The following is a 26,037-nucleotide window of genomic DNA, read 5'->3' as shown; positions in this document are numbered from 1 at the left end:
TGTGGGAGAGGAAGCAGGCGCGCTATGAGTCTCGGTGGCGACGGCTACGGCGGCGATGCGCAGGTGACGCGTACCCGGCTGCCGGAGGGTGAGATCGACCCCTACGCCGCTCAGGGCCGGCGGGGCGCGGCCCGGCCCAAGCGGAGCCTGGTCATGGTCGTGGGGGTGGTGGTCCTGCTGCTCGCGGCAATCGCGTTCGCGAACAGAGGGGGTTCCTCCTCCGGGTCCGGCTCCTCCGCCGGGGGGTCGTCGAAGTCCGGCAAGACGGGAAGCAGTTCGGCGACGGCACCGTCCGGCGTAAAGCCGGTGGAGGGCAAGAACGGGGGGATTCCGTCCGGGTTTGCGCATACGGAGCAGGGGGCGCAGTCTGCGGCTTCCAACTATGCGGTGGCCTTGGTGTCGGCTGACATCCTCCAGCCGGAGCGGCGGCACGAGATCGTCCAGCAGGTGTTCAGCGCCGATGTGGCGGACGATCTCCAGAAGAAGCTGGACGGCGCCTACTCCAAGGACTTCCTGAGCAAGGTCGGCCTGAACGAGAACGGCGAGGCACCCAGGGGCATGACCTACGTGTCACGCACCGCACCCGTTGGCGCCAAGACCACGGAGTACAGCGAATCCTCCGCCTCCGTGGATGTCTGGTGCACCGGCGTCTTCGGCATGGCCGGGACCGGATCGACCAAGCCGGTCACCAACGACTGGTTCACCATGTCGATCAAACTGCGCTGGGTCGATGGCGACTGGAAGGCACAGGCGTTCTCGCAGAAGAACGGACCGGCGCCGGTCAGCACCGACCAAACCGCCTCCTCGGCCGATGAGATCTCCAAGGCCGTCCAGCAGTACGGAGGGTTCACCTATGCCCGGTAAGTCCCGGCGTCGGACCCTCACGGTCGCCGCCGTTCTGACGAGCGTCCAGACAACTGCCGTTCTGCTTGCGGCGCGTGCGTTCTCCGCACCGCCGCCGACCCCCACCCCGGGTACAACCGGCAGCCCCACTCCCGGTACCACCGGCGTCCCCACCCCCACGCCAAGCGGGTCAACAGGCGCCACGGCGCTGCCCACACCCAGCGGGTCCCCGACCAAGAACAATTGCGATCTGATCGCAGGACCTGCCCAGCACTATTGCCAAGGCGGCAGCAACGCCGCCAAACCCCCCACCGACCCCCCCGGCGCCCTGGACCCCGCCGCCTCGCTCGCCAAAGGCTGTGCGGAAGCCGCCTCCTGGATCATCAAGAAGGTCTCCGACGCCGTCCACGCCACCAGCAATGTGGACTTCACCAACGGGAACTTCCTGCGCCAGTACGCCGTCGTCTTCGCCGCCTCCACCATCCTGACCCTGGTCCTGTGGCTGCTGGCCGTGGCCAAGCGTGCGGTGCGTGGCGTGCCGTTCACCGAGGCGATCACCGAAGCGGTGGGCTTCCTCTGGCTGACCGTGCTCGCCTCCGCCTTCACCCCGCTGATCCTCTACACCGTGGTCCAGGCCACCGACGCCGTCACCGATGTGATCGCCTCCGGCCAGGACGCCAACAAGGACCGGTTCTTCGGGGGGTTCTCCGACGCCCTCAAGACCGGCAATGACATCGGCGGCGGCCCGATCATGCTGATCGTGCTGTCCATCGTGTCCATCATCGCCGCCGGAGTGCTCTGGCTGGAGCTGGTCATCCGGGCCGCCCTGCTCTATGTGGGCGCCCTGCTCGGCACCGCCGTCTACGCGGGCCTGGTGGACAAGAACATGTGGGGACATGTCCGCCGCTGGGCCGGGATCATGATCGCGGTCATTCTGCTCAAACCGATCATTGTGATTGTGCTGACCCTCGCCAGTGCGCTCTCCGCCGGGCAGGGCCATGGCTCGCTCAACGCGGTCATCTCCGGGCTGGCCATCATCATCCTGGCCATCCTGGCCAGCGCCATGATCTACCGCTTTGTCCCCGGCTTCGGGGACGAGATCATCAGCAGCCGCAACGCCAGCAAGGATGTGGCCTCCCGGCAGGCCGCCGCCGTGATCGCCTCCCCCGCCAGCCTGGTCAAGCAGGGCATCAACACCCATAGCACCCGGGGGGACGGCGGAAGCACCACCACCCAGCAGGCCCGTCCCGCCAACCCGGTGTCCGGCGGCGTCGCCGCCCACAGCACCCGTCAGCCCGCCGCCGCCGGCAACGGCGGCGCCCCCTCCGCCACCCCCGCGCCCCGCGCACAGAACAACGGCACATCCTCTGGAGGTGAGCGGAGTTGACGACACAGGCCCAGTCCCAGCCGGTCGCGCCCCGCCGTACGTATCTCATCGGCCGCGCCCGCCCCAACGCGGTGGTCGGCAAGAACCGGGAGACCGGCGAGATCGCGCTGATCATCGCAGGCGCGTTCCTGGGCATGATGTGCGGGCTGCTGGTGCCCATCCTGCCGCTGCGCATCATCACCCTCACCGGGTTCCCGGCCCTGGCCCTGGCGGCCGTGTATGTGCCGTACAAACAGCGCACGTTCTACAAGTGGTTCGAGATCAACCGCAGTTACAAGCGCACCTTGCGGCGCGGCACCGCCTACCGCTCGGGAGTGATCGAGGCCGGCACCCGGCTGGACGGCCGGGAGGTCGAGGTCGGGCCGCCGCCGGGGATCGGCCGGATCAACTGGCTGGCCGCCCCCTTCGGCCCGGACGAGATCGCGGTGCTGCTGCACGCCGACCGCCGTACCGTCACCGCCGCCATCGAGATCGAGGGACCGGGCGTCGGGCTGCGCGACTCCGAGGACCAGGAGGCGCTGGTCGAACGGTTCGGCACCCTGCTCAAGCATGTGGCCAACGGCGACGGCTATGTCACCCGGCTGCAGATGCTGGCCCGTACCCTGCCCGCCGACCCCGACGCGCACGCCAAGGATGTGGAGCGGCGCGGCGACGACGCCGCCCCGCAGTGGCTCAAGGACTCCTACGACCAGTTGCAGTCCATGGTCTCCACCTCCTCCGAGCAGCACCGCGCCTATCTGGTGGCGTGTATGCACTACACCCGGGAACTGGCCGCCGAGGCCCAGGCCATTGCCCGCGCCTCCCGGCACCATGGCGCCAAGCGCGGACTGGACCGGGACGCCGGGCTGGCCGTGGTCATGGCCCGCGAACTCACCGATATCTGCGCCCGGCTGGCCGAGGCCGACATCCGGGTCCGCCAGCCGCTGGGCCAGAGCCGGCTGGCCTCGCTGGTGCACTCCATGTACGACCCGGACCACCCGATCGACCACATCCAGGCGATGACCAAGCGCAATGCCTGGCCCGCCGAGCTGGACGCGCTCCAGCCCACCTACCTCCAGGCCAAGACCCGGGAGTCGGCCACCCGGGAGCCCTGGTGCCATGCCACCGCCTGGATCAAGGAGTGGCCGATGACCCCGGTGGGCGTCAACTTCCTGGCCCCGCTGCTGGTCCACACCCCCGATGTGATCCGCACCGTGGCGGTCTGTATGGACCTGGAACCCACCGATGTGGCCATCGAGCGGATGCTCACCGAGAAGACCAATGACGACGCGGACGCCTCGCGCGCCGCCAAGATGAACCGGGTGGTGGACCCGCGCGATGTCGCCCACCACTCCCGGGTGGACCAGCGGGGCGAGGACCTGGCCAGCGGGGCGGCCGGCGTCAACCTGGTCGGGTACATCACCGTCTCCTCGCGCTCCCCCGAGGAACTGGCACGGGACAAGCGGACGATAAGAGCGTCGGCCGGAAAGAGCTATCTCAAGCTGGAGTGGTGCGACCGCGAGCACCACCGGGCCTTCGTCAACACGCTGCCGTTCGCGACCGGCATCCGACGCTAGACGCTAGGGGCGACCGCCGTGCTCGAACCGCTGACCCTCCTCACCAACGCGTTCACCAGCCTGCTGTTCGGCAAGGTGGAGACCACCCGGCTGCCGGTACGCACCTCCACCGGCCAGGCGCAGGCCGTCTACCTGCCCACCGCCGCGCCGGGCCTGGGCGACTCGGGCGTGGTCATCGGGCGTGAGGTGTACTCCGGCAAGGGCTATATCTACGACCCCTTCCAGCTGTACGGGCAGCAACTGCCCGCCCCGCACTGGCTGGTGCTGGGCGAGTCCGGCAATGGCAAGTCGGCGCTGGAGAAGACCTATGTCCTGCGCCAGCTGCGGTTCCGTGACCGGCAGGTGGTGGTGCTGGACGCCCAGGGTGAGGACGGCGTCGGCGAATGGAACCTGATCGCCCAGCAGTTGGGCATAACCCCCATCCGGCTGGACCCGATGGCCGCCCTGGACGGCGGCATCCGCCTCAACCCGCTGGACCCCTCCATCACCACCACGGGCCAGCTGGCGCTGCTGCGCACCATCATCGAGGTGGCCATGGGGCGCGGGCTGGACGAACGCTCCGGCTTCGCGCTCAAGGTGGCGCACGCCTATGTCAATGAGACGGTCACCGACCGGCAGCCCGTACTCACCGACATCGTGGAGCAACTGCGCCATCCCGAGGCGGAGTCGGCGGAGTCGATGAATGTCGATATAGACGATGTAAGGGCCTGGGGCCTGGATGTGGCCCTGGTGCTGGACCGGCTGGTGGACGGTGACCTCAGGGGCATGTTCGACGGCCCCACCACGGCGGGCATCGACCTGGACGCCCCCTTGATCGTCTTCGACCTCTCGCATATCGACCGCAACTCCATCGCCATGCCCATCCTGATGGCGATCGTCGGCGTCTGGCTGGAACACACCTGGATCCGCCCGGACCGCAAAAAGCGCATCTTCCTGGTGGAAGAGGCCTGGCACATCATCAACTCCCCCTTTGTCGCCCAGCTCTTCCAGCGGCTGCTGAAGTTCGGCCGCCGGCTGGGGCTTTCCTTTGTGGCCGTGGTGCACCACCTGTCGGACGTGGTGGACGGAGCGGCCGCCAAGGAGGCGGCGGCCATCCTCAAGATGGCCTCCACCAGGACCATTTACGCCCAGAAGGCGGACGAGGCACGGGCCACCGGCCGGGTGCTGGGCCTGCCCCGCTGGGCCGTGGAGATCATCCCCACCCTGACCCCGGGCATCGCCGTCTGGGACGTCAATGGCAATGTCCAGGTGGTCAAACACCTGATCACCGACGCGGAACGGCCACTGGTCTACACCGACCGGGCCATGACCGAGGAGGGCTCACTGCAAAGGGAGTTGCCCACCGAGACGGTGCCGGCACAGGCCGCCTACGACTCCTCGGAATCGACGGTCGCCTGAGGTGGCGGTCAACGGTTCCGGCCCGGCGAGAGGACAGGGCGCAGGGCAGGGCACCGGCGGGGTGCCCGATGGGCTGCTGGTGAGCGCGCTGGCCTTTCTGCTCGGCGTCACCTTCCTGGTGTGGACCGGCACCGGCCTGGCCGCCTTCTTCACCCATGGCGACTGGCCCGACGGGGTGACCCTGCTGCGTACGCCCCTGGCGCTGCGCCATCTGATGTCGGACCCCCGCGACCTGCCGGGCGCCTGGCCGGACGCCCCCAAGGGTTCCCTGTCGGGGTACGGGCTGTTCTGGGGCATCACCATCAGCGAGGCGCTGGTGCTCACCGTGCTGGCGGTGTTCGCCATCGGTACGGTCACCCGCTGGCGGCGGGGCACCAAGGCGCGCCGGGCTTCGGCCGCAACTGAAGGGCGGGCGAGCGGGGTTGCGCCCGTGGCGTACCACGGCGGTGCGTCTGGCGCCCCGTCCCCGACCGAGTCGGGGGCGGTGACCCAGGGGGCGGTAAGCCAGGAGCCGGTAACCCAGGTGCCGGGCGCGCCGGTTGGGGGCGCGCCGGTTGGGGGCATGCCGGTTGGAGACGTACCGCCGACGGTCACCGGCGCACCGGGCGCGCCTCCGGGCGCGGCGCCCGGCGCGACCCCGGGCACCACCCCGGACGTACGGACCGAAGCCGCGCCCCGGCCGCCCGCGGCGCCCGCCCCCGCCACTCCCTATGAGTCCGCGCCCCCCGCCACCATTCCCGCTCCCCGCTCCCCCGTCGCCGAGCCCCGCCTGGTCTACCGCACCGACCGGCGGGAGATCGCCGCCCGGGCCATTCTGGAGGCCCCGGGCCCCGTACTGGTCACCACCAGCGACCCCGGGCTCTGGGCCGAGACCAAGGACTCCCGCGCCAAGCTGGGCCCGGTCCGGGTCTTCGACCCCGGCCATCTGCTGGACACCCCGGACCGGCTGCGCTGGAACCCCACCACCGGCTGTGAGTCCCGGGACACCGCCGCCGCCCGGGCCGCCGCGCTGCTGGCCCCGGTCCGCCCGCTCAGCTCGCTGGACTCGCTCACCGCGGACACCGCCCAGACCATGCTGCGCTGCTGGCTGCACGCCGCCGCGGTGGACGGCCGGGCGTTCCGCCAGGTGCACCGCTGGGCCCAGGGCTCCTCGGCCCATGAACCGGTACGCATTCTGCGCACCAACCCCAAGGCGGTGGGCGGCATGGCGGGCGAACTGGAGTCGGCCCTCACCGGCCATCCGGAACGGCGGGACATGGCCCAGGAGTTGGTGTCCCGCGCACTCAACTCCCTTGGCTCGGTCCATATCAGGGACGCCTGCAATCCGCATCGGGGAGATGCCCCGGCGCTGGAATCATTCATCCCAGAAATGGGAACCCTGTACGTGGTGGGTGAGGCGATTGAGGATCCCCGCACCCGCCCGGGTGCGATGCCACTGCTGACCGCACTCGCCGCGAGCGTGGTCGAGCGCGGCCGGGGCATGGCCGAACGGTCATCCTCCGGTCGGCTCGACCCACCACTGACCCTGGTGCTGGAGGACGTGGCCGCCGTGGCCCCGCTGCCCGACCTGCCGGACCTGCTGCGTACCGGCACCCAACTGGGCCTGCCCACCTGGGCGTTCCTCCGCTCCGAGGAACAGGCCAGGGCACGCTGGCCGCAGCGCACCCTGACCGGGTAGCGAGCGACTACTCGGTGAACGCCGCCATGGTGATCTTCCTCAGGATGGCCGGCGGCGTCTGGCTCTTGGCATCGGTGGCGTTCACCGAGTAGACGGCCGTCCGGGACAGATCCCGGGTGGCGCCGAAGGCGCTGAGGTAGCCCATGGTGCCGCCGGTCTTGCCCCAGACATAGGTGTTCTTGCCGATCTGCACCCGGGTCAGGCCGCTGCTGTAGTACGCATCCTTGGCGTTGGTGGTGTCGGTCCGGCCGTCCTCGTGCATCTTCACCTTGGGCACCGTGAACATCAGCTTCAGCTCGGTCTGCGGCACCACCCGGCCCTTGAACAGGGCGGTCATAAACCGCTCCAGATCGGCGGTGGTGCTGATCAGATCACCCGACGCCCAGGTGTAGGACATGTTCCAGTCCGTGACGTCCACCAGGTGGGTCCTGCCGGTCCTGGGGTCCTTGACCGCCTGGTAGCCCTTGGTGTGGCGGCCGCGGATCTCTGTCCCATTGCCCGGGGAGTAGGTGTCCTTCAGACCCAGCGGCTTGATGACCCGGTCCCGGACCTCCTGCTCATAGGACCGTCCCGTCACCTTCTCGATCAGCAGCGCGAGGACGTTGTAGTCGATGTTGGCGTAGTGCTGTTCGGTGCCCGGCTTGAACAGCATCGGCTTATTGAAGTGGCTCTTCGACAACTGCCAGTGGCCATAGGTCTTGTACCGGTCCTTGCGGAGGTCACCATAGTCGTCGGCGCTCGGCAGACCGCTGGTGAAGTTCAGCAGCTCGGCGACGGTGACCTTGTCGTACGAGGCAGGCAGCAGCCCGGGCAGGTAATGCTGCACGGTGCCGTCCAGCCGTAGCTTCTTCTCGTGGACCAGCTGGAGCACCACCGAGGCGGTGAAGGACTTGGTGATGCTCCCCGCGCGGAAGCGTTCATCGCCCTTGACGGACGTCTTGGTACGCAGGTCCGCCACCCCCGAAGTCACCACCCGGTGCGGCCCCTTGGTGCCGCCGACCCGGACCTGCGCGCCGGTGGCCGAGTCATCGGGCAATCCGGCTATCGCCTGCCGCAGTGGGTCCTTGCCGGACGGCAGCGCGGATGCCACCGCCGGGGCGATCATGTCGCCCACACTCAGTACGGCGATGGCGGTGGCGAGGACGGCGAGACTCTTGCGGCGTGTGACGGCCATGGTGGTTACCCCCAAAGGTGCAGGTCCTTGATCCCCTCCATCCTGCTGACCGGCGCCGCCCGGCACATCGCCGGTGCGAGGGGTATGCCGGGGCTCCCGCCTCCCCCGCGCGAGGGAGCCGGCTCAGCTCCCTGGAGCGATCAGCCCGGTCTCATAGGCGCAGATCACCGCCTGGATCCGGTCCCGCAGCCCCAGCTTGGACAGCACATTGCTGACATGGGTCTTCACCGTGTGCTCGCTGACCACCAGCTCGGCCGCGATCTCCGCATTGGACAGCCCCCGGCCCAGCAGCACCAGTGTCTCCCGCTCCCGGGCGGTGAGCGTGCCCAGCACCGTCGAGGGGCCGGCCGTCCCCCGGCTGGTGAAGTCCGCCACCAGCCGGCGGGCCACCGAGGGGGCAAGCAGGGAGTCCCCGGCCACCACCACCCGTACCGCGTGCACCAGATCGTCCCGCCGGACGTCCTTGAGCAGAAAGCCGCTGGCGCCCGCGTGCAGCGCCTCATAGACATAGTCGTCCTGGTCGAAGGTGGTCAGCATGACGACCTTGGTGTCCGTCTCGGCACAGACCCTGCGGGCCGCCTCGATGCCGTCCAGGCGCGGCATCCGGATATCCAGCAGCACCACATCGGGCGCGTGCGCCCGTACCGCGGCCACCGCCGCCTCGCCGTCCCCGGCCTCGGCCACCACCTCGATATCGGGCTGCGCCGAGAGAATCATCGCAAAGCCGCCCCGCACCAGTTCCTGGTCATCGGCGACCACCACACGGATCGTCAACGTCCCACCTCCGCGGGCGAGGAGATCATGAGCGGCAGTTCCACGGCAACGCGGAAGCCCCGGCCACCGGGGCCCGGACCGGCACTGGCCGTGCCTCCATGCGCGACGGCCCGCTCCCTGATCCCGATCAGCCCCTGGCCGCTGCCGGGGCGGGAGGTACGCGACCGCGCACCGTCGTTCTCCACTGCCACGGCCAGCCGCTGGGGCGTCCAGGCGAGGCATACGGCCACGGTGGTGGCGTCGGCGTGCTTGAGCACATTGGTCAGCGCCTCCTGAACCACCCGGTAGACGGTCACCTGTGCGTCGGCGGCCAGCGGCCGGGGCTCCCCGGTCACCGCCAGGGTGACCGGCAGTCCCGCCCGGCGCACCTCGGCGACCAGGGCCTCCAGGCCGTCCAGGGTCGGCTGCGGACCACGGCCACCGCCCGGCTCGTCCTTCAACACGCCTAGCATCCGGCGCAGTTGCACCATGGCGTCCCGCCCGGTCTCCGCGATGGCGTCAAAGGCCCGTACCGCGCGCTCCGGATCGCTGTGGACCACCAGCGGGCCCGCCTCCGCCTGCACCATCATCAGGCTCACCGCATGGGACAGGATGTCATGCATCTCCCGTGCGATACGGGCCCGTTCACGTTCTGCGGCCCGCTCGGCCTCGGCCTGCCGGGACCGCTCCAGCTCGGCGGCCCGCTCCTCCACCGCCGCGGTGTACGCCTGCCGGGTGCGATGCAGCACCCCCAGAACATAGGCCATGCCGAAGACAAAGGCCGTGAAGAGGTATTCCCGGGCCTCATTGGTATGCAGTGCCGGTGCCGCGCAGGCCAGCGGCAGCAGCACCCACACCGTCAACCGCCGCTGCCGTGGCCCGCCCTGGGCGGCGATGGTGAATACGGCCACCAAGGGGGCGTAGGGCAGCGGCTGTCCGGGCCCATGCAGCGGAAGGTACGCCCAGCCGGCCGCGGCGATGGCCAACAGCACGGCTACCGGCGCCCTTGAGCGGAACAGCAGGGGCAGTACGGACAGCGTGGTCATCCCATACGCCGCCCAGGTCGCCGGGGGCACGGAGGGCTCCCGGGGGACGATGAAGGGGATGGTCACGGCGGCCTGGACCAGCGCGGTGACCAGCGCATCAACGGCGAACGCGGGGCGCGGCGGGCGGGTCCTCACCGGGGGCCGGGCTCCTGACGGACCGATCCTCGGCGGACGGGCTCCCGGCGGGCGGGTTCTCACCGGGCGGATCCTCACCGGGCCGGACGGGGGCGGGGCAGGGCGAGCTCGTACTCCTTGGCTCCCGCCGGATCGTCCTGGGCGGGCAGCGTCTCTCCGGTCCGTTCGAATCCCGACTTCCGGTAGAACGTTTCGGCCCGCTCATTGTGTTCATGGACAAAGAGCCGGATCCGCTCGATACGCGGCTCGGCCAGCGCCCAGGACCAGTCGATGGCCGACCGGAACAACTCCCCTGCCAGCCCGCTGCCCCGGTGCTCCGGCCGCACATAGACCCCGACGAAGAGCGCCTGGGCGGACAACACCTCCGCCCCCAAGGGGCTGTCCTCGCCCGGCGGTTCCACCAGCGCGGTCACCGAGCCGTCCCAGCAACCGTCCGGTCCCTCGGCGATCAGGGTGACGGTGGACATACCCTCCTCGCTCTGCCGCGCATACTGCTGCCAGCGCTCATCCGAATAGGCGGCCGCCTGGGCATAGGTGGTGACAAACGCCAGCGGCGCCAGCGGATCGGACAGGGCTGTGAGCCGCAGTTCCTTGACCTTGCGCCACTCGGCGGCGCGGGCAGCCCTGATCATGTGCTTCATCCACCGATGGTTACCGGGCGGTACCGGTGCCCGCAAGGGTTTTCCCGCCGGGCGGAACGGGCAGGGCGGGGGCATGCGGGTCCTGGTGGACATGGCTCAGGAGGTCGCCGCCGTCGTCCTGCCACCCGAACTACGGGCCCGGCTGGAAGAGTTGACCACGCTCACCACTTCCCTGACCGACGCCGAGCTGCTGCTCTCCGGCTGGGGCCACACCCTGGTCCTGGACCGTCCGACCCTGGCCGGAGCACCCGCCCTGCGGGCCGTGGTGCACACCGGTGGATCGGTGAAGGGCCTCGTCACCAACGCCACTTGGGAACGCGGCCTCCTGGTTTCGACGGCCGCCGGCATCAATGCCGGGCCGGTGGCCGACTACACGGTGGCGGTGATCCTGCTGGCCGCCAAGAAGGCGCTCAGCGCGGCACTGGGCGGCTGGCCGGAGTTCGCCGCACGACAGGGGACGGACGGCACGGTGATCGGGGTGGTCGGGGCATCCAGGGTAGGGCGCAAGGTCATCGCCCGGTTGCTGGCAGCGGAGTCCGGATACCGGCTGCTGCTGTACGACCCCTATGTACCGGCCGCCGAAGCGGAACAACTGGGCGTCCACCTCCTGGACCTGGATTCCCTCTGCCGGCAATGCCGGGTACTCACCCTCCACGCCCCCGAACTCCCCGCCACTCGCGGCCTGCTGAGCGCACGACGGCTGGCACTCCTGCCGGACGGGGCGACGGTCATCAATACCGCCCGGGGTTCACTGATCGACACCGAGGCCCTTGCCCGGGAATGCGCTTCGGGCCGGCTGGACGCCTTCCTGGACGTCACCGATCCCGAACCCCTGCCGCCCGGCCATCCCTTGCTGGGCCTGCCCAATGTGCTGCTCACCCCGCATATCGCGGGCGCCCAGGGCAGCGAGGCCCGGCGGCTGGGACTGTTCGCGGTGCGAGAGGTGGAACGGCTGGCACGAGGTGAGCGGCTACGGGGGCTGGTGCAGTGGAAAGAAATGCACCGCATGGCCTGAACGCAATTGCGTAATTCAACGCGCCGCAACGCGGCACAGGCAGCACAACGCAAAAATGCCTCAGGGGCGATCCATCAAATGAATCGCCCCTGAGGCTAAAAATTGTTCGGCGGCGTCCTACTCTCCCACACGGTCCCCCATGCAGTACCATCGGCGCTGAAAGGCTTAGCTTCCGGGTTCGGAATGTAACCGGGCGTTTCCCTAACGCAATGACCACCGAAACACTATGAAACAGACAACCGGCTTTTGGTTGTTCGTGGTTTCAGAACCAACACAGTGGACGCGAGCAACTGAGGACAAGCCCTCGGCCTATTAGTACCAGTCAGCTCCAACCGTTACCGGTCTTCCACACCTGGCCTATCAACCCAGTCGTCTACTGGGAGCCTTACCCCATCAAGTGGGTGGGAGCCCTCATCTCGAAGCAGGCTTCCCGCTTAGATGCTTTCAGCGGTTATCCCTCCCGAACGTAGCCAACCAGCCATGCCCTTGGCAGGACAACTGGCACACCAGAGGTTCGTCCGTCCCGGTCCTCTCGTACTAGGGACAGCCCTTCTCAAGACTCCTACGCGCACAGCGGATAGGGACCGAACTGTCTCACGACGTTCTAAACCCAGCTCGCGTACCGCTTTAATGGGCGAACAGCCCAACCCTTGGGACCGACTCCAGCCCCAGGATGCGACGAGCCGACATCGAGGTGCCAAACCATCCCGTCGATATGGACTCTTGGGGAAGATCAGCCTGTTATCCCCGGGGTACCTTTTATCCGTTGAGCGACGGCGCTTCCACAAGCCACCGCCGGATCACTAGTCCCGACTTTCGTCCCTGCTCGACCCGTCGGTCTCACAGTCAAGCTCCCTTGTGCACTTACACTCAACACCTGATTACCAACCAGGCTGAGGGAACCTTTGGGCGCCTCCGTTACCCTTTAGGAGGCAACCGCCCCAGTTAAACTACCCACCAGACACTGTCCCTGATCCGGATCACGGACCCAGGTTAGACATCCAGCACGACCAGAGTGGTATTTCAACGACGACTCCACACACACTGGCGTGCATGCTTCACAGTCTCCCACCTATCCTACACAAGCCGAACCGAACACCAATATCAAGCTATAGTAAAGGTCCCGGGGTCTTTCCGTCCTGCTGCGCGAAACGAGCATCTTTACTCGTAGTGCAATTTCACCGGGCCTATGGTTGAGACAGTCGAGAAGTCGTTACGCCATTCGTGCAGGTCGGAACTTACCCGACAAGGAATTTCGCTACCTTAGGATGGTTATAGTTACCACCGCCGTTTACTGGCGCTTAAGTTCTCAGCTTCGCCCCACCGAAATGGAGCTAACCGGTCCCCTTAACGTTCCAGCACCGGGCAGGCGTCAGTCCGTATACATCGCCTTACGGCTTCGCACGGACCTGTGTTTTTAGTAAACAGTCGCTTCTCGCTGGTCTCTGCGGCCACACCCAGCTCAGAGAGCGTGTCTCATCACCGGACATGGCCCCCCTTCTCCCGAAGTTACGGGGGCATTTTGCCGAGTTCCTTAACCATAGTTCACCCGAACGCCTCGGTATTCTCTACCTGACCACCTGAGTCGGTTTAGGGTACGGGCCGCCATGAAACTCGCTAGAGGCTTTTCTCGACAGCATAGGATCATCCACTTCACCACAATCGGCTCGGCATCAGGTCTCAGCCTTCATGTGTGACGGATTTGCCTATCACACGGCCTACACCCTTACCCCGGGACAACCACCGCCCGGGCTGGACTACCTTCCTGCGTCACCCCATCGCTCACCTACTACAGGTCTGGTCCGTCGGCTCCACCACTCCCCTCAACTCCGAAGAGATCAGGGCGGCTTCACGGACTTAGCATCGCCTGGTTCAGCGCTGGCGCTTCAAAGCGGGTACCGGAATATCAACCGGTTGTCCATCGACTACGCCTGTCGGCCTCGCCTTAGGTCCCGACTTACCCTGGGCAGATCAGCTTGACCCAGGAACCCTTAGTCAATCGGCGCAAGAGTTTCCCACTCTTGTATCGCTACTCATGCCTGCATTCTCACTCGTGAACCGTCCACAACTACCTTCCGGCGCTGCTTCACCCGGCACACGACGCTCCCCTACCCATCACAGCCACCGTTAGATGTACATGCTGCAATGACACGACTTCGGCGGTACGCTTGAGCCCCGCTACATTGTCGGCGCGGAATCACTTGACCAGTGAGCTATTACGCACTCTTTCAAGGGTGGCTGCTTCTAAGCCAACCTCCTGGTTGTCTCTGCGACTCCACATCCTTTCCCACTTAGCGTACGCTTAGGGGCCTTAGTCGATGCTCTGGGCTGTTTCCCTCTCGACCATGGAGCTTATCCCCCACAGTCTCACTGCCGCGCTCTCACTTACCGGCATTCGGAGTTTGGCTAAGGTCAGTAACCCGGTAGGGCCCATCGCCTATCCAGTGCTCTACCTCCGGCAAGAAACACACGACGCTGCACCTAAATGCATTTCGGGGAGAACCAGCTATCACGGAGTTTGATTGGCCTTTCACCCCTAACCACAGGTCATCCCCCAGGTTTTCAACCCTGGTGGGTTCGGTCCTCCACGACCTCTTACAGCCGCTTCAACCTGCCCATGGCTAGATCACTCCGCTTCGGGTCTTGGGCGCGCTACTTTGGTCGCCCTGTTCGGACTCGCTTTCGCTACGGCTTCCCCACACGGGTTAACCTCGCAACACACCGCAAACTCGCAGGCTCATTCTTCAAAAGGCACGCAGTCACGAGATGCACAAAGTACATCCGACGCTCCCACGGCTTGTAGGCACACGGTTTCAGGTACTATTTCACTCCGCTCCCGCGGTACTTTTCACCATTCCCTCACGGTACTATCCGCTATCGGTCACCAGGGAATATTTAGGCTTAACGGGTGGTCCCGCCAGATTCACACGGGATTTCTCGGGCCCCGTGCTACTTGGGTGGCTTCCAAGAGAGCCGCATAGATTTCAGCTACGGGGGTCTTACCCTCTACGCCGGGCCTTTCGCATGCCCTTCGCCTATCCATACGGTTTCTGACTCTCCGACCAGCCGGCAGACTGATCAAGGAAACTCCCACAACCCCGCATACGCAACCCCTGCCGGGTATCACACGCATACGGTTTGGCCTCATCCGGTTTCGCTCGCCACTACTCCCGGAATCACGGTTGTTTTCTCTTCCTGCGGGTACTGAGATGTTTCACTTCCCCGCGTTCCCTCCATACTGCCTATGTGTTCAGCAGTAGGTGACAGCCCATGACGACTGCCGGGTTTCCCCATTCGGACACCCCCGGATCACAGCTCGGTTGACAGCTCCCCGGGGCCTATCGCGGCCTCCCACGTCCTTCATCGGTTCCTGGTGCCAAGGCATCCACCGTGCGCCCTTAAAAACTTGGCCACAGATGCTCGCGTCCACTGTGCAGTTCTCAAACAACGACCAGCCACCCATCACCCCACCCCGAGAGGCGAGTTCACTGGGACCGGATCGAGGACCAGCCTTAACGGCCGCACCCTCAGATACCCAACAGCGTGCCCGACCCAGCCAGTTGAAGGATCCATCGCGTTCCACGCCGAAGCAGTACTAGCAATGCCTTCACCCAGACTGTGCCGAATAGTCAACGTTCCACCCATGAGCAACCGTGCGAGACATTCGCTCGCAGTCGGCTATGTGCTCCTTAGAAAGGAGGTGATCCAGCCGCACCTTCCGGTACGGCTACCTTGTTACGACTTCGTCCCAATCGCCAGTCCCACCTTCGACGGCTCCCTCCACAAGGGTTGGGCCACCGGCTTCGGGTGTTACCGACTTTCGTGACGTGACGGGCGGTGTGTACAAGGCCCGGGAACGTATTCACCGCAGCAATGCTGATCTGCGATTACTAGCAACTCCAACTTCATGGGGTCGAGTTGCAGACCCCAATCCGAACTGAGACCGGCTTTTTGAGATTCGCTCCACCTCACGGTATCGCAGCTCATTGTACCGGCCATTGTAGCACGTGTGCAGCCCAAGACATAAGGGGCATGATGACTTGACGTCGTCCCCACCTTCCTCCGAGTTGACCCCGGCAGTCTCCTGTGAGTCCCCATCACCCCGAAAGGCATGCTGGCAACACAGAACAAGGGTTGCGCTCGTTGCGGGACTTAACCCAACATCTCACGACACGAGCTGACGACAGCCATGCACCACCTGTACACCGACCACAAGGGGGGCACTATCTCTAGCACTTTCCGGTGTATGTCAAGCCTTGGTAAGGTTCTTCGCGTTGCGTCGAATTAAGCCACATGCTCCGCTGCTTGTGCGGGCCCCCGTCAATTCCTTTGAGTTTTAGCCTTGCGGCCGTACTCCCCAGGCGGGGAACTTAATGCGTTAGCTGCGGCACGGACAACGTGGAATGTCGCCCACACCTAGTTCCCAACGTTTACGGCGTGGACTACCAGGGTATCTAATCCTGTTCGCTCCCCACGCTTTCGCTCCTCAGCGTCAGTATCGGCCCAGAGATCCGCCTTCGCCACCGGTGTTCCTCCTGATATCTGCGCATTTCACCGCTACACCAGGAATTCCGATCTCCCCTACCGAACTCTAGCCTGCCCGTATCGAATGCAGACCCGGGGTTAAGCCCCGGGCTTTCACATCCGACGCGACAAGCCGCCTACGAGCTCTTTACGCCCAATAATTCCGGACAACGCTTGCGCCCTACGTATTACCGCGGCTGCTGGCACGTAGTTAGCCGGCGCTTCTTCTGCAGGTACCGTCACTTGCGCTTCTTCCCTGCTGAAAGAGGTTTACAACCCGAAGGCCGTCATCCCTCACGCGGCGTCGCTGCATCAGGCTTTCGCCCATTGTGCAATATTCCCCACTGCTGCCTCCCGTAGGAGTCTGGGCCGTGTCTCAGTCCCAGTGTGGCCGGTCGCCCTCTCAGGCCGGCTACCCGTCGTCGCCTTGGTAGGCCATCACCCCACCAACAAGCTGATAGGCCGCGGGCTCATCCTGCACCGCCGGAGCTTTCCACCACCAGGGATGCCCCCAGTAGTCGTATCCGGTATTAGACCCCGTTTCCAGGGCTTGTCCCAGAGTGCAGGGCAGATTGCCCACGTGTTACTCACCCGTTCGCCACTAATCCCCGGCCGAAACCGGTTCATCGTTCGACTTGCATGTGTTAAGCACGCCGCCAGCGTTCGTCCTGAGCCAGGATCAAACTCTCCGTGAATGTTTACCGGCCGCGTTTAATTAAAAACTGCCGGTGCACACACACGAGAGCGGAACAACCAAGCGGAATAAGCCCGGTCGTTCACAGCGTCCTCGCTGTGTATTTCAAAGGAACCTCACCCACCACAACGTGGTGGACGGGGTTGTTTTATAGTCTGGCGTTGACTTTTGGCACGCTGTTGAGTTCTCAAGGAACGGACGCTTCCTTCGTACTCACCCTCTCGGGCTTTCCTCCGGGCGCTTCCCTTCGGTGTTTCCAACCTTACCAGATCCGATTTCTCGTTTCCGGCCCCCTGCTGGAGCGGGGTTTCTCGCCTTTTCGCTTTCGCGTCCCGGCGTGATCACTACTTTAGCGGATTTCCCCGGTGACTCCTAATCGAAGTCCGAGCCGGAATTCGGGCACGCCGAAATCCATCCCGTTCAGGGGCCGTGCAGTAGTGGATGCCGCCGGTGCGGCCAGAGGTGCCGCCCCGTCATCCGTATGGACGCCGTGGCAACTCGAAGAACTCTACACGAGGTTCGGGGGTGCTTCGACCCGCCCCCGGTAACCCGGCCCCCGTCCGCTTCTAGTGGCTCTTGCGCTTGCGCTTCCCCGCCGGGTTGCCGGTGCGGGCCGAGCGGCGGCGCTCCTGGCGGGCGAGTGCCTCCTGGTACTCCTCGCGATGCAGCTGCTCACCGGGGGCCTCCCGCAGGCTGCGCAGGAAGTAGGCGAGCAGGACACCGACGAAGCCGATCAGCACCAGGCTCTGCATGGAGCGTTCCGCGCCCGGGTCTGCCGCCGCGGGGCGCCGGCGGACGAAGCCCTCCCAGGTACGGCGGAAGGCCAGGGCGGTGCAGATGGAAACACCGACGATCACCAACAGGTTGACCAGGCCGCCCACCTTGGCGATGGCCAGCCCCTGGTAGGCAAAGCGGAGCAGCAGCGCTCCGGCCACCGCGGCGGCCAGTGAGCCCAGGGCGAGGCCGGCCCGGCGCAGGGCGTAGCCGCCGTCATGCTCGACCCAGGTCGTACCGAAGAACCGGATGGGTTCCGGACGCGGGCCCCGCGGCACCGTCTCCTGCTGCTCGCTCATGCCTTGACCTCGCTCATACGCCGATTATGGGCGGCTATGAGCAGCCGACCGTGACATAGCCGCTGCTGCCGGTCTTTACATAGGAGTCGGAGATGTACTGGCCGGGGCCGATGTTGTCCCAGATGTCGCTGGTGCCGCAGGGGCCGTCCACCGTCTCTCCCCGGGTCTGGCAGCGGATGGCTATCCGGGTGCCCTCCGGGAGGACCCGGACCACCTGGTGGTCGGTGCTGGGGCCGCTGCGCACATTGACCTGGTAGCCCGGCGCCAGCGAGTAGTAGACGGACCCGGCGGCCGCCGCGGACGGTGCGGCGGCCTCGGCGCCTTCGGCGCTCCCGGCAGCCTCGGTGGCCTCGTCGCTGATGACCGTCTCTTCGTTGGCCATTTAGCCCCTCCCCTTTGTCCATGTCGATAAGCGACCGTCTATTGACGGATGTTGACCGCTGACTGGCATGCGCAGGCTAGCAAGCAACGGCACGTCCTCCCCGGCTTGGCGGCGGGCATCGATTAGGCTCCGCAAGCGGCCGTTGGCGGCCGAGACGACACGGGGGTGGAGATGCCGCCGCTGCGCAGTTCCGGGACCGGCCCGGAAGCGGAGGATCCGGAGTACGCGGGTCGATACCGCCTGGAAGGCCGGCTCGGATCCGGCGGAATGGGCGTGGTGCATTTGGCCCGCTCACCCTCCGGCCTGCGGCTCGCGGTCAAAGTGGTGCACGCCGAGTATGCGGCAGACCCCGAGTTCAGGGCGCGCTTCCGGCAGGAGGTGCTGGCCGCTCGCCGGGTCAGCGGCGCCTTTACCGCGCCCGTGGTGGACGCCGATCCGGACTGTGAGCGGCCCTGGATGGCGACCCTGTGCATCTCCGGCCCCACTCTTGCCGAACGCATCAAGCGGAACGGCCCGTTGACCCCGGATGAGGTACGGCGGCTGGCGGCCGGGCTTGCCGAGGCACTGCGGGACATTCACCGGGCGGGAGTGGTGCACCGGGATCTCAAGCCGAGCAATGTGCTGCTGGCCGCGGACGGACCGAAAGTGATCGACTTCGGCATTTCCCGTCCGTACGACAGTGATTTGCGTACGGAGACCGGAAAGCTGATCGGCACTCCGCCCTTTATGGCGCCGGAGCAGTTTCAGCGGCCGCGTGAAGTGGGGCCCGCGGCCGATGTGTTCGCGCTGGCCTCGGTTTTGGTGCATGCGGCGACCGGTCGTGGTCCCTTTGAGTCCGAGAGCCCTTATATCGTCGCCTATCAGGTGGTGCACGATGAGCCGCAGTTGACGGGTGTGCCGGAAGATCTGATTCCGCTGATTAAGGACTGCCTGGCGAAGGACCCCGCCGCGCGCCCCACCCCCGACACCATCATGTCCCGGCTCCCCCGCTGGGCGGACGGGGGCAGTTGGGCGCTGCTCGCCGGTCCCTCGGCCGAGGAGCAGGCGGCGGACGGGACCGCGGGCCCGTCCCCGGAGCCGGATCCGGGTGGCGAGGAGGCGTCCGTCCCGTCACCCGCCGAAGAGGCGACCGGGGAGGCGGTGGCCGAACCCGCGCTCCGGCGTGCGCGGAACCGTCGGCGGGCGCTGTGGTTTGCCTCGGCCGCCGTGGCGGCGGTGGCGCTGGGGGCGGGTGCGAAATGGGCGACGGGTGAGTTCGGCGGTACCGACAACTCCGGGCATTCCAGAGCGGCTTCCCGGGGTGCCGTCTGGCATCCCTGGCAGGCGCCGCTGCCGGAAGTGCGGGGCGACGGGCCCCGTCCCGGCTTCTGCAGCTATGCCGAGGCGGCACTGTACTGCTCGGCCCCCGGTCTGCACGCGGCCCGGGTGGACACCACCGAGGGCAGGGTGCGCTGGCGGCGGGCGGCCGAGGGCCGGCCGTCCGACCGGGATGCGGTCACCGCGCCGGTGTTCAGCGGCGGCCTGGTGCTGGTGCCCTCGCCGGACGGCCGGGAGCTGACCGCGCTCGATCCGGCCACCGGAACCCCCCGCTGGAAGCGGAACATCTCGGCCTATGGCGGCCGGACCTACACCGTGGGCGACACGGTGCTGCTGGCGGACCGGGGCGGGATGGTCACCGCGGTCAACAGCGCGACCGGACTGGAGCGTTGGCGGCATCCGCTGCCTGGGGTGCGCAACCCCGTCCTGGTCTCCTATGGCGTCGGCCCCGCCTATGTGGTGGCGCCGACGGCCGAGCACGGTACCCAGGTGCTGGCCGTGGACCCGGACAGCGGCCAGACGCTCTGGCAGTGGACGGGGCGGGGCACCCTCTCCCCGGCCGGCACCGACCAGGACGGCGACACCCTCTTCCTGACCGAGGCCAATGCCGATGACCAGGTGTCGGCCGTACTGCGTTATGACCCGGCCTCCGGCCATGAGCAGCGGGTGCCGCTCACCCGGCCGGTGTCCGCCACCAGCGCGGTCTCCCATGGCGACGCGGTCTATGTCCTCTCCTCCGACGGCGGGCTGACGGCCGTGGACATAGCGGAAGGACGCCAGCTCTGGCGGCTGGAGACCTCGGTGGCCAATGCCTCGCCGCTGGTGGCCGAGGGGCACCGGCTGTACTTCTCGTCGGCCGATGGCCGGCTGCTGGCCGTGGACACCCGGCGCGGCACCCTGCTGGGGCAGACCGCGCCCCGGCCCGCGCAGGCGGGGCAGGGTTTCACCGGGACCCTGCCGACACCGGTGGTGGCGGACGGCAAGGTCTTCGGCTCGGGGCCGGACGGCACGGTGTTCGCGGTGGACGCACGCGATCCCCGGGAGTGGAAGTAGCGAACCGGGCCGGGAAACCGCAGCGGAATGGGGGGTGTTGGCGGTGGATTCCCGGCCCGGTTCGCGGCGGCGTCAGCCCAGCTTGCTGATGTCGCGGACGGCGCCCTTGTCGGCGCTGGTGGCCATGGCCGCGTAGGCGCGCAGGGCCTGGGAGACCTTGCGGTCGCGGTCGCGGGGGGCGTACCGGCCGTTCAGGGCTGCGCGGCGCTCCGCCAACTCCTCGTCGGAGACCAGGAGTTCAATGCTGCGGGCGGGGATGTCGATACGGATGCGGTCGCCGTCCCGGACCAGGGCGATGGTGCCGCCGGCCGCCGCCTCGGGGGATGCATGGCCGATGCTCAGCCCCGAAGTGCCTCCCGAGAAGCGGCCATCGGTGATCAGGGCACATTTGGCGCCGAGACCGCGGCCCTTGAGGAAGGAGGTGGGGTAGAGCATCTCCTGCATTCCGGGGCCGCCCTTGGGACCCTCGTAGCGGACCACGACCACGTCCCCGGCCTTGACCCGCTTGGTGAGGATGGCGTCCACCGCCTCTTCCTGGGACTCCACCACCACGGCCGGGCCCTCGAAGGTCCAGATGGACTCGTCCACCCCGGCGGTCTTCACCACACAGCCGTCCTCGGCGAGGTTGCCGTAGAGCACGGCCAGGCCGCCGTCGGCGGAGTAGGCGTGCGCGGTGTCGCGGATGCAGCCGCCCGCGGCGTCCAGGTCCAGGGATTCCCAGCGCTCGGACTGGGAGAAGGCCTCGGCCGAGCGGACACAGCCGGGGGCGGCGTGGAAGAGCTCGACGGCCTGGGGGGCCGGTGAACCGCCGCGTACGTCCCACTGCTTGAGCCACTCGGCGAGAGAGTCGGCGTGCACGGCGTGGACGTCCTCGTGGAGGTGCCCGGCGCGGCGCAGTTCGCCCAGGATGGCGGGGATGCCGCCGGCCCGGTGGACGTCCTCCATGTGGTACGAGCCATTGGGCGCGACCTTGCAGACGCAGGGGACGCGGCGGGAGACGGCGTCGATATGGGAGAGGTCGAAGTCCAGCCCGGCTTCCTGGGCGGCGGCCAGCAGGTGGAGCACGGTGTTGGTGGAGCCGCCCATCGCCACGTCCAGGGCCATGGCGTTCTCGAAGGCGGGGCGGGAGGCGATGGCGCGGGGCAGGACGGTGGCGTCGTCCTGGTCGTAGTGGCGCTTGGTGATCTCGACGATGGTGCGGCCCGCGGCCTCGTACAGATCCTTGCGGGCGGTGTGGGTGGCCAGGGTGGAGCCATTGCCGGGCAGGGCCAGACCCAGGGCCTCGACCAGGCAGTTCATCGAGTTGGCGGTGAACATCCCGGAGCAGGAGCCGCAGGTGGGGCAGGCGGCTTCCTCGATCCGGGCCAGATCCTCGTCGGAGACGGACTCGGAGGCGGCCTCCGACATGGCGCTGATCAGGTCCAGGTTGGTACGGACCGTGCCGTCCACCAGGGTGGTCTTGCCGGCCTCCATGGGGCCGCCGGAGACGAAGACGGTGGGGATGTTCAGGCGCAGGGCCGCCATCAGCATGCCCGGGGTGATCTTGTCGCAGTTGGAGATGCAGATCAGGGCGTCGGCGCAGTGGGCCTCGGCCATGTACTCCACGGAGTCCGCGATCAGGTCGCGGGAGGGGAGGGAGTAGAGCATGCCGCCATGGCCCATGGCGATGCCGTCGTCCACGGCGATGGTGTTGAACTCGCGGGGGACGCCGCCGGCTTGCTTGATCGCTTCGGAGACGATCCGGCCGACCGGCTGGAGGTGGGTGTGGCCGGGCACGAACTCGGTGAAGCTGTTCGCCACCGCGATGATCGGCTTGCCGAAGTCCTCGCGGGCTACGCCCGCGGCGCGGAGGAGGGCGCGGGCGCCTGCCATGTTGCGGCCGTGGGTGACAGTGCGGGATCTCAGGTTCGGCATGCGGTTTACGGTACGCGGCGTTCCGCGCGCCGGGACAGGGGTTTCCGTTATTTGAGACGGTTCGTCGGCCGTCCGCCGGTGGGTGGGCACGCCCCTTCGGGGCGTCCTGGGCCCCACCCCGCGCGCCGGGGTTTCAGGTGGCCGGCCGGCCGCCGTCGGCGGGTGCGGTCAGGTGGTGGTGGATGGCGGGGGCGACCAGGGCGATCAGATCGGCGGGGTCGGCGGAGGCCAGGGGCTCGACCTTGATGACATGGCGGAGCAGGACCACGCCCACCAGGTGCGCGGCGGCGAGTTCGGCGCGCAGCGGGGGGTCGGGGGTGTCCAGGTGGGCCGCGATGCGGAGCATCAGCCGGGCGCTGACCAGGTCGCGGAAGACGGCGGCCGCGGTCTCGTCGGTCACCGCGGAGCGGACCACGGCCAGCAGGGGCTCGCGGGTGACCGGGTTCTCCCAGATGCCCAGGAAGAAGCGGGTCAGCTCCTCGGCCAGGTCCTCGGGGGCACCCTCCGGCAGGGTGGCGGAGGCGCTCAGGGCGGGGGCCAGGGATGCCTCCACGGCGGCCGCGAACAGCCGCTCCTTGGGGCCGAAGTAGTGGTGGACCAGGGCCGGGTCCACGCCCGCGCCCCGGGCGATGGCCCGGATGGACGCCTTGTCGTAGCCGCGCGAGGCGAACTCCGCGCGGGCCGCGGCGACGATGCGTTCCCGGGAGCCGGGGCCCTCGGCGGCCTCGGCCCGGGCGGGGCGGCCGCGTTTGCGCGGGACGCCGGTCACCGGCGGGACAGCCCGGTCGGGGAGGCCAGGTGCAGCCGGGTGAAGGCCAGGGCCTCGGCCAGGTCGGCCTCCCGCTCGGCGGAGGACATGGCCCGGCGGGTGTTCACCTCGACCACGATGTGCCCGGTGAAGCCCCGGGAGGCCAGCCGCTCCAGCAGTTCGGCGCAGGGCTGCTTGCCGCGGCCGGGGACCAGGTGCTCGTCCTTGTTGGAGCCGTTTCCGTCGCCCAGGTGAACATGGGCCAGCCGGTCGCCCATCCGGTCCACCATGTCCAGGGCCTCGGTACGGGCCGTGGAGGTGTGCGAGAGGTCGATGGTGAAGTGCCGGTAGTCGTCCTTGGTGACGTCCCAGTCGGGGGCGTAGGCGAGCATCTCGCGGTCCCGGTAGCGCCAGGGGTACATGTTCTCGACCGCGAAGCGGACCTCGGTCTCGCCGGCCATCCGCCAGATGCCGCGGACGAAGTCCCGGGCGTAGGAGCGCTGCCAGCGGAACGGCGGGTGGACCACCACGGTGGAGGCGCCCAGGCGTTCGGCGGCGGCGCGGGCCCGCTGGAGCTTGGTCCAGGGGTCGGTGGACCAGACCCGCTGGGTGATCAGCAGACAGGGCGCGTGTACGGCCAGGATGGGGACCTGGTGGTAGTCGGAGAGTCTGCGCAGGGCGTCGATGTCCTGGCTGACCGGATCGGTCCACACCATGACCTCGACCCCGTCGTAGCCCAGGCGTGCGGCGATCTCGAAGGCCGCGGCCGTTGACTCCGGATAGACCGAAGCCGTGGACAGCGCGACCTTCGCGTCCGGGATGCGCACCACTGGCTCTGTCACGAGGGACAGCGTACGGCGGCCCCTCATACGGTGGGCAGGTGGTCCAGCCGCCGCAGGATGACCCCCTCGCGCAGCGCCCAGGGGCACAGCTCGGCCTCGGCGGCCTCGAACAGCTCCAGCGCCGCCTCCGCCACCAGGGCCCCGGCCAGCAGCTGGGGCGCCCGGGAGGCGGAGACGCCGGGCAGTGCGGCGCGCTGGGCGGGGGTCATGGCGGCCAGCTTGGGCACCCATTCACGGAGCGCGTCCAGGGTGAGCACCCGGGGGTTGCCGGTGATGCGGGCGAGCTGTTTGAAGGTCTTGGAGGTGGCCACGGTGTGGTCGGGGGCGCCCAGCCGGGCGAAGTCGCCGACGGTACGGGCGATCTCGGCGCGTACATGGCGGCGCAGCGCCCGTACCTCCTCCGGGTCCGGCACCGGGTCGGGCAGCCAGCCGGCGGTGAGCCGGCCGGCGCCCAGCGGGAGGGAGGCGGCGGCATCGGGGATCTCGTCCAGGCCATGAGCGATCTCCAGGGAGCCGCCGCCGATGTCCAGCACCCGCAGCTTTCCGGCGGACCAGCCGAACCAGCGGCGGGCGGCGAGAAAGGTGAGGCGGGCCTCCTCGTCGCCGGTGACCACGGAGAGCTCGATGCCGGTCTGCTCGCGGACGGTCTCCAGCACGGCGTCGGCGTTGGCGGCCTCGCGGACGGCGGAGGTGGCGAAGGGCAGGACCTCCTCGACGCCCTTGTCCTCGGCGGCCTGCAGCACGTCCTTGATCACGGAGACCAGGCGGGTGACGCCCTTGGCGGAGATGGCTCCGGAGTCGTCGAGCAGTTCGGCCAGCCGCAGTTCGGCCTTGTGGGAGTGGGCGGGCAGGGGGCGGGCTCCGGGGTGCGCGTCCACCACCAGCAGGTGGACGGTGTTGGAACCCACGTCAAGGACACCGAGTCTCATGGCTGCACGCTACTGGGGCGCACGGGACACATAGGCTTGAGGTGTGGCAAAGACGAAGAAGGCGAAAGCCGGCAAGCAGCGGGCCGGGGACGAGGTCGGGCTGGACTTCGCCCGGTCCTGGGTGGAGTTTCCCGACCCGGCCGATGACGAGCAGGTGTTCCGCTGTGATCTGACCTGGCTGACCTCCCGCTGGAGCTGTGTCTTCGGCAGCGGCTGCCAGGGCATCAAGGCGGGGCGGGCCGATGACGGCTGCTGCACGCTGGGCGCGCACTTCTCGGACGAGGACGACGAGCGGCGAGTGGCCGGGCATGTGGCCCGGCTCACCCCGGAGATCTGGCAGTTCCACGACGAGGGCGCCGAGAACGGCTGGACCCAGCTGGACGAGGACGGCGAGCGGCAGACCCGCCGCTTCAAGGGTTCGTGCATCTTCCAGAACCGGCCGGGCTTCTCCGGCGGCGCCGGCTGCTCGCTGCACATCCTGGCGCTGCGCGAGGGCCGGGAGCCGCTGGAGACCAAGCCGGATGTGTGCTGGCAGCTGCCGGTGCGGCGGACCTATGAGTGGATCGACCGGCCCGACGACACGCGGGTGCTCCAGGTGTCCATCGGGGAGTACGACCGCCGGGGCTGGGGCCCCGGCGGCCATGACCTGCACTGGTGGTGCACCTCGGCGCGCTCGGCGCATGGCGCGGGCGAGCCGGTGTATGTGACCTACCGGGCCGAGCTGATCGAGCTGATGGGCAAGAAGGGGTACCGGCGGCTGGCGGAGCTGTGCGAGGAGCGGATGGCTTCGCTTTTGCCGGTCGCGCCGCATCCGGCTGATCCGAGCTGATCCGCGGCTCCGGGTTCGGGCTGTTCCCGGTTGCGCGCGATTGCGTCATGTGCGCGCTGGTGGGGGCTGGTCGCGCAGTTCCTCGCGCCCCTTACGGGGCGCCGTA

Annotated in this window: 18 protein-coding genes and 3 rRNA genes; 8 read left to right on the top strand and 13 right to left on the bottom strand. The window is 67.8% G+C overall.

The features are described from left to right. The first annotated feature begins 24 nt into the window (after positions 1-24). From CV755_RS25615 to CV755_RS25595, 5 genes are read left to right on the top strand one after another with little or no spacing between them, the layout of a single operon-like run. The gene (locus tag CV755_RS25615; protein WP_109282629.1) at positions 25-864 is read left to right on the top strand and encodes a DUF8175 domain-containg protein; all 840 of its coding nucleotides are present in this window, start codon (positions 25-27) and stop codon (positions 862-864) included. Continuing rightward, positions 854-2,230, top strand: a complete 1,377-nt coding sequence (locus tag CV755_RS25610; protein WP_109282628.1) for a hypothetical protein — start codon at positions 854-856, stop codon at positions 2,228-2,230. Before CV755_RS25615 ends, CV755_RS25610 begins: the two co-directional genes overlap by 11 nt. Next, positions 2,227-3,786 (top strand): SCO6880 family protein, encoded by a 1,560-nt coding sequence (locus CV755_RS25605; protein ID WP_109282627.1) that lies wholly within the window; start codon positions 2,227-2,229, stop codon positions 3,784-3,786. The genes CV755_RS25610 and CV755_RS25605 overlap by 4 nt, the downstream gene beginning before the upstream one ends. A gap of 18 nt (positions 3,787-3,804) precedes the next feature. Next, entirely contained in the window at positions 3,805-5,184 is a 1,380-nt protein-coding gene (locus CV755_RS25600) for an ATP-binding protein (RefSeq protein WP_109282626.1), read from the top strand. Position 5,185: 1 nt separating this feature from the next. Beyond that, positions 5,186-6,862: a type IV secretory system conjugative DNA transfer family protein gene (locus CV755_RS25595; protein ID WP_109282625.1), complete on the top strand. Its 1,677-nt coding sequence runs from the start codon at positions 5,186-5,188 to the stop codon at positions 6,860-6,862. A gap of 7 nt (positions 6,863-6,869) precedes the next feature. Here CV755_RS25595 and CV755_RS25590 read toward each other — a convergent pair whose 3' ends face one another. The 4 genes from CV755_RS25590 to CV755_RS25575 all read right to left on the bottom strand — a co-directional run bounded on the left by CV755_RS25590 (position 6,870) and on the right by CV755_RS25575 (position 10,611). Further along, positions 6,870-8,036 carry a serine hydrolase domain-containing protein gene (locus CV755_RS25590; protein WP_109282624.1) on the bottom strand — a complete coding sequence of 389 codons (1,167 nt, stop codon included), beginning with the start codon at positions 8,034-8,036 and terminating at the stop codon, positions 6,870-6,872. Between the two features lie 123 nt (positions 8,037-8,159). Further along, a complete protein-coding gene (locus CV755_RS25585) occupies positions 8,160-8,810 on the bottom strand; it encodes a response regulator (protein ID WP_109282623.1) in 651 nt (216 codons plus the stop codon). After that, positions 8,807-9,970, bottom strand: a complete 1,164-nt coding sequence (locus CV755_RS25580) for a sensor histidine kinase (protein ID WP_241561389.1) — start codon at positions 9,968-9,970, stop codon at positions 8,807-8,809. The genes CV755_RS25585 and CV755_RS25580 overlap by 4 nt, the downstream gene beginning before the upstream one ends. Before the next feature lie 74 nt (positions 9,971-10,044). After that, entirely contained in the window at positions 10,045-10,611 is a 567-nt protein-coding gene (locus tag CV755_RS25575; protein ID WP_109282622.1) for a GNAT family N-acetyltransferase, read from the bottom strand. 73 nt (positions 10,612-10,684) lie between these two features. Between CV755_RS25575 and CV755_RS25570 the strand changes: the two genes are divergently transcribed. Further along, positions 10,685-11,626: a hydroxyacid dehydrogenase gene (locus tag CV755_RS25570; RefSeq protein ID WP_241561388.1), complete on the top strand. Its 942-nt coding sequence runs from the start codon at positions 10,685-10,687 to the stop codon at positions 11,624-11,626. Between the two features lie 104 nt (positions 11,627-11,730). Here the strand turns inward: CV755_RS25570 and rrf are convergent. The 5 genes from rrf to CV755_RS25540 form a co-directional block, all read right to left on the bottom strand. Continuing rightward, positions 11,731-11,847, bottom strand: a 5S ribosomal RNA gene (gene rrf, locus CV755_RS25565). A gap of 71 nt (positions 11,848-11,918) precedes the next feature. Then, positions 11,919-15,038: ribosomal RNA gene (locus CV755_RS25560) — 23S ribosomal RNA — on the bottom strand. Positions 15,039-15,319: 281 nt separating this feature from the next. Further along, positions 15,320-16,845: ribosomal RNA gene (locus CV755_RS25555) — 16S ribosomal RNA — on the bottom strand. Together the 16S, 23S and 5S rRNA genes form the textbook arrangement of a ribosomal RNA operon. Before the next feature lie 565 nt (positions 16,846-17,410). Beyond that, a complete protein-coding gene (locus CV755_RS25545) occupies positions 17,411-17,917 on the bottom strand; it encodes a hypothetical protein (RefSeq protein ID WP_109282621.1) in 507 nt (168 codons plus the stop codon). A gap of 34 nt (positions 17,918-17,951) precedes the next feature. After that, positions 17,952-18,299, bottom strand: a complete 348-nt coding sequence (locus CV755_RS25540; RefSeq protein ID WP_109282620.1) for an SH3 domain-containing protein — start codon at positions 18,297-18,299, stop codon at positions 17,952-17,954. Between the two features lie 171 nt (positions 18,300-18,470). On the opposite strand from CV755_RS25540, the gene CV755_RS25535 reads away from it, so the two are divergent. Next, positions 18,471-20,669: a serine/threonine-protein kinase gene (locus tag CV755_RS25535; protein ID WP_109282619.1), complete on the top strand. Its 2,199-nt coding sequence runs from the start codon at positions 18,471-18,473 to the stop codon at positions 20,667-20,669. Between the two features lie 72 nt (positions 20,670-20,741). Here CV755_RS25535 and ilvD read toward each other — a convergent pair whose 3' ends face one another. The 4 genes from ilvD to CV755_RS25515 all read right to left on the bottom strand — a co-directional run bounded on the left by ilvD (position 20,742) and on the right by CV755_RS25515 (position 25,102). After that, positions 20,742-22,583 (bottom strand): dihydroxy-acid dehydratase, encoded by a 1,842-nt coding sequence (gene ilvD / locus CV755_RS25530; protein WP_109282618.1) that lies wholly within the window; start codon positions 22,581-22,583, stop codon positions 20,742-20,744. Between the two features lie 133 nt (positions 22,584-22,716). Next, positions 22,717-23,352 carry a TetR/AcrR family transcriptional regulator gene (locus tag CV755_RS25525; protein ID WP_109282617.1) on the bottom strand — a complete coding sequence of 212 codons (636 nt, stop codon included), beginning with the start codon at positions 23,350-23,352 and terminating at the stop codon, positions 22,717-22,719. Continuing rightward, complete coding sequence (locus tag CV755_RS25520) at positions 23,349-24,173, bottom strand: sugar phosphate isomerase/epimerase family protein (RefSeq protein ID WP_109282616.1); 825 nt, start codon at positions 24,171-24,173, stop codon at positions 23,349-23,351. The genes CV755_RS25525 and CV755_RS25520 overlap by 4 nt, the downstream gene beginning before the upstream one ends. A 23-nt stretch (positions 24,174-24,196) precedes the next feature. Then, positions 24,197-25,102, bottom strand: a complete 906-nt coding sequence (locus tag CV755_RS25515) for a Ppx/GppA family phosphatase (protein ID WP_109282615.1) — start codon at positions 25,100-25,102, stop codon at positions 24,197-24,199. Between the two features lie 43 nt (positions 25,103-25,145). On the opposite strand from CV755_RS25515, the gene CV755_RS25510 reads away from it, so the two are divergent. After that, positions 25,146-25,931, top strand: a complete 786-nt coding sequence (locus tag CV755_RS25510; protein WP_109282614.1) for a DUF3109 family protein — start codon at positions 25,146-25,148, stop codon at positions 25,929-25,931. Positions 25,932-26,037: the final 106 nt, after the last annotated feature.

This window comes from Streptomyces orinoci, assembly GCF_003121295.1.
Lineage (GTDB): Bacteria > Actinomycetota > Actinomycetes > Streptomycetales > Streptomycetaceae > Streptomyces > Streptomyces orinoci.
The sequence above is the reverse complement of the archived record's forward strand: the minus strand, read 5'-3'. Positions and strand labels throughout refer to the sequence as shown.

Excerpts from the sequence above, each read along its gene's own strand:
- CV755_RS25615 (WP_109282629.1), top strand. The coding sequence starts at position 25 with ATGAGTCTCGGTGGCGACGGCTACGGCGGCGATGCGCAGGTGACGCGT.
- CV755_RS25610 (WP_109282628.1), top strand. The coding sequence starts at position 854 with ATGCCCGGTAAGTCCCGGCGTCGGACCCTCACGGTCGCCGCCGTTCTG.
- CV755_RS25590 (WP_109282624.1), bottom strand. The coding sequence starts at position 8,036 with ATGGCCGTCACACGCCGCAAGAGTCTCGCCGTCCTCGCCACCGCCATC.
- CV755_RS25575 (WP_109282622.1), bottom strand. The coding sequence starts at position 10,611 with ATGAAGCACATGATCAGGGCTGCCCGCGCCGCCGAGTGGCGCAAGGTC.
- CV755_RS25570 (WP_241561388.1), top strand. The coding sequence starts at position 10,685 with ATGCGGGTCCTGGTGGACATGGCTCAGGAGGTCGCCGCCGTCGTCCTG.
- CV755_RS25545 (WP_109282621.1), bottom strand. The coding sequence starts at position 17,917 with ATGAGCGAGCAGCAGGAGACGGTGCCGCGGGGCCCGCGTCCGGAACCC.
- CV755_RS25540 (WP_109282620.1), bottom strand. The coding sequence starts at position 18,299 with ATGGCCAACGAAGAGACGGTCATCAGCGACGAGGCCACCGAGGCTGCC.
- CV755_RS25535 (WP_109282619.1), top strand. The coding sequence starts at position 18,471 with ATGCCGCCGCTGCGCAGTTCCGGGACCGGCCCGGAAGCGGAGGATCCG.
- ilvD (WP_109282618.1), bottom strand. The coding sequence starts at position 22,583 with ATGCCGAACCTGAGATCCCGCACTGTCACCCACGGCCGCAACATGGCA.
- CV755_RS25515 (WP_109282615.1), bottom strand. The coding sequence starts at position 25,102 with ATGAGACTCGGTGTCCTTGACGTGGGTTCCAACACCGTCCACCTGCTG.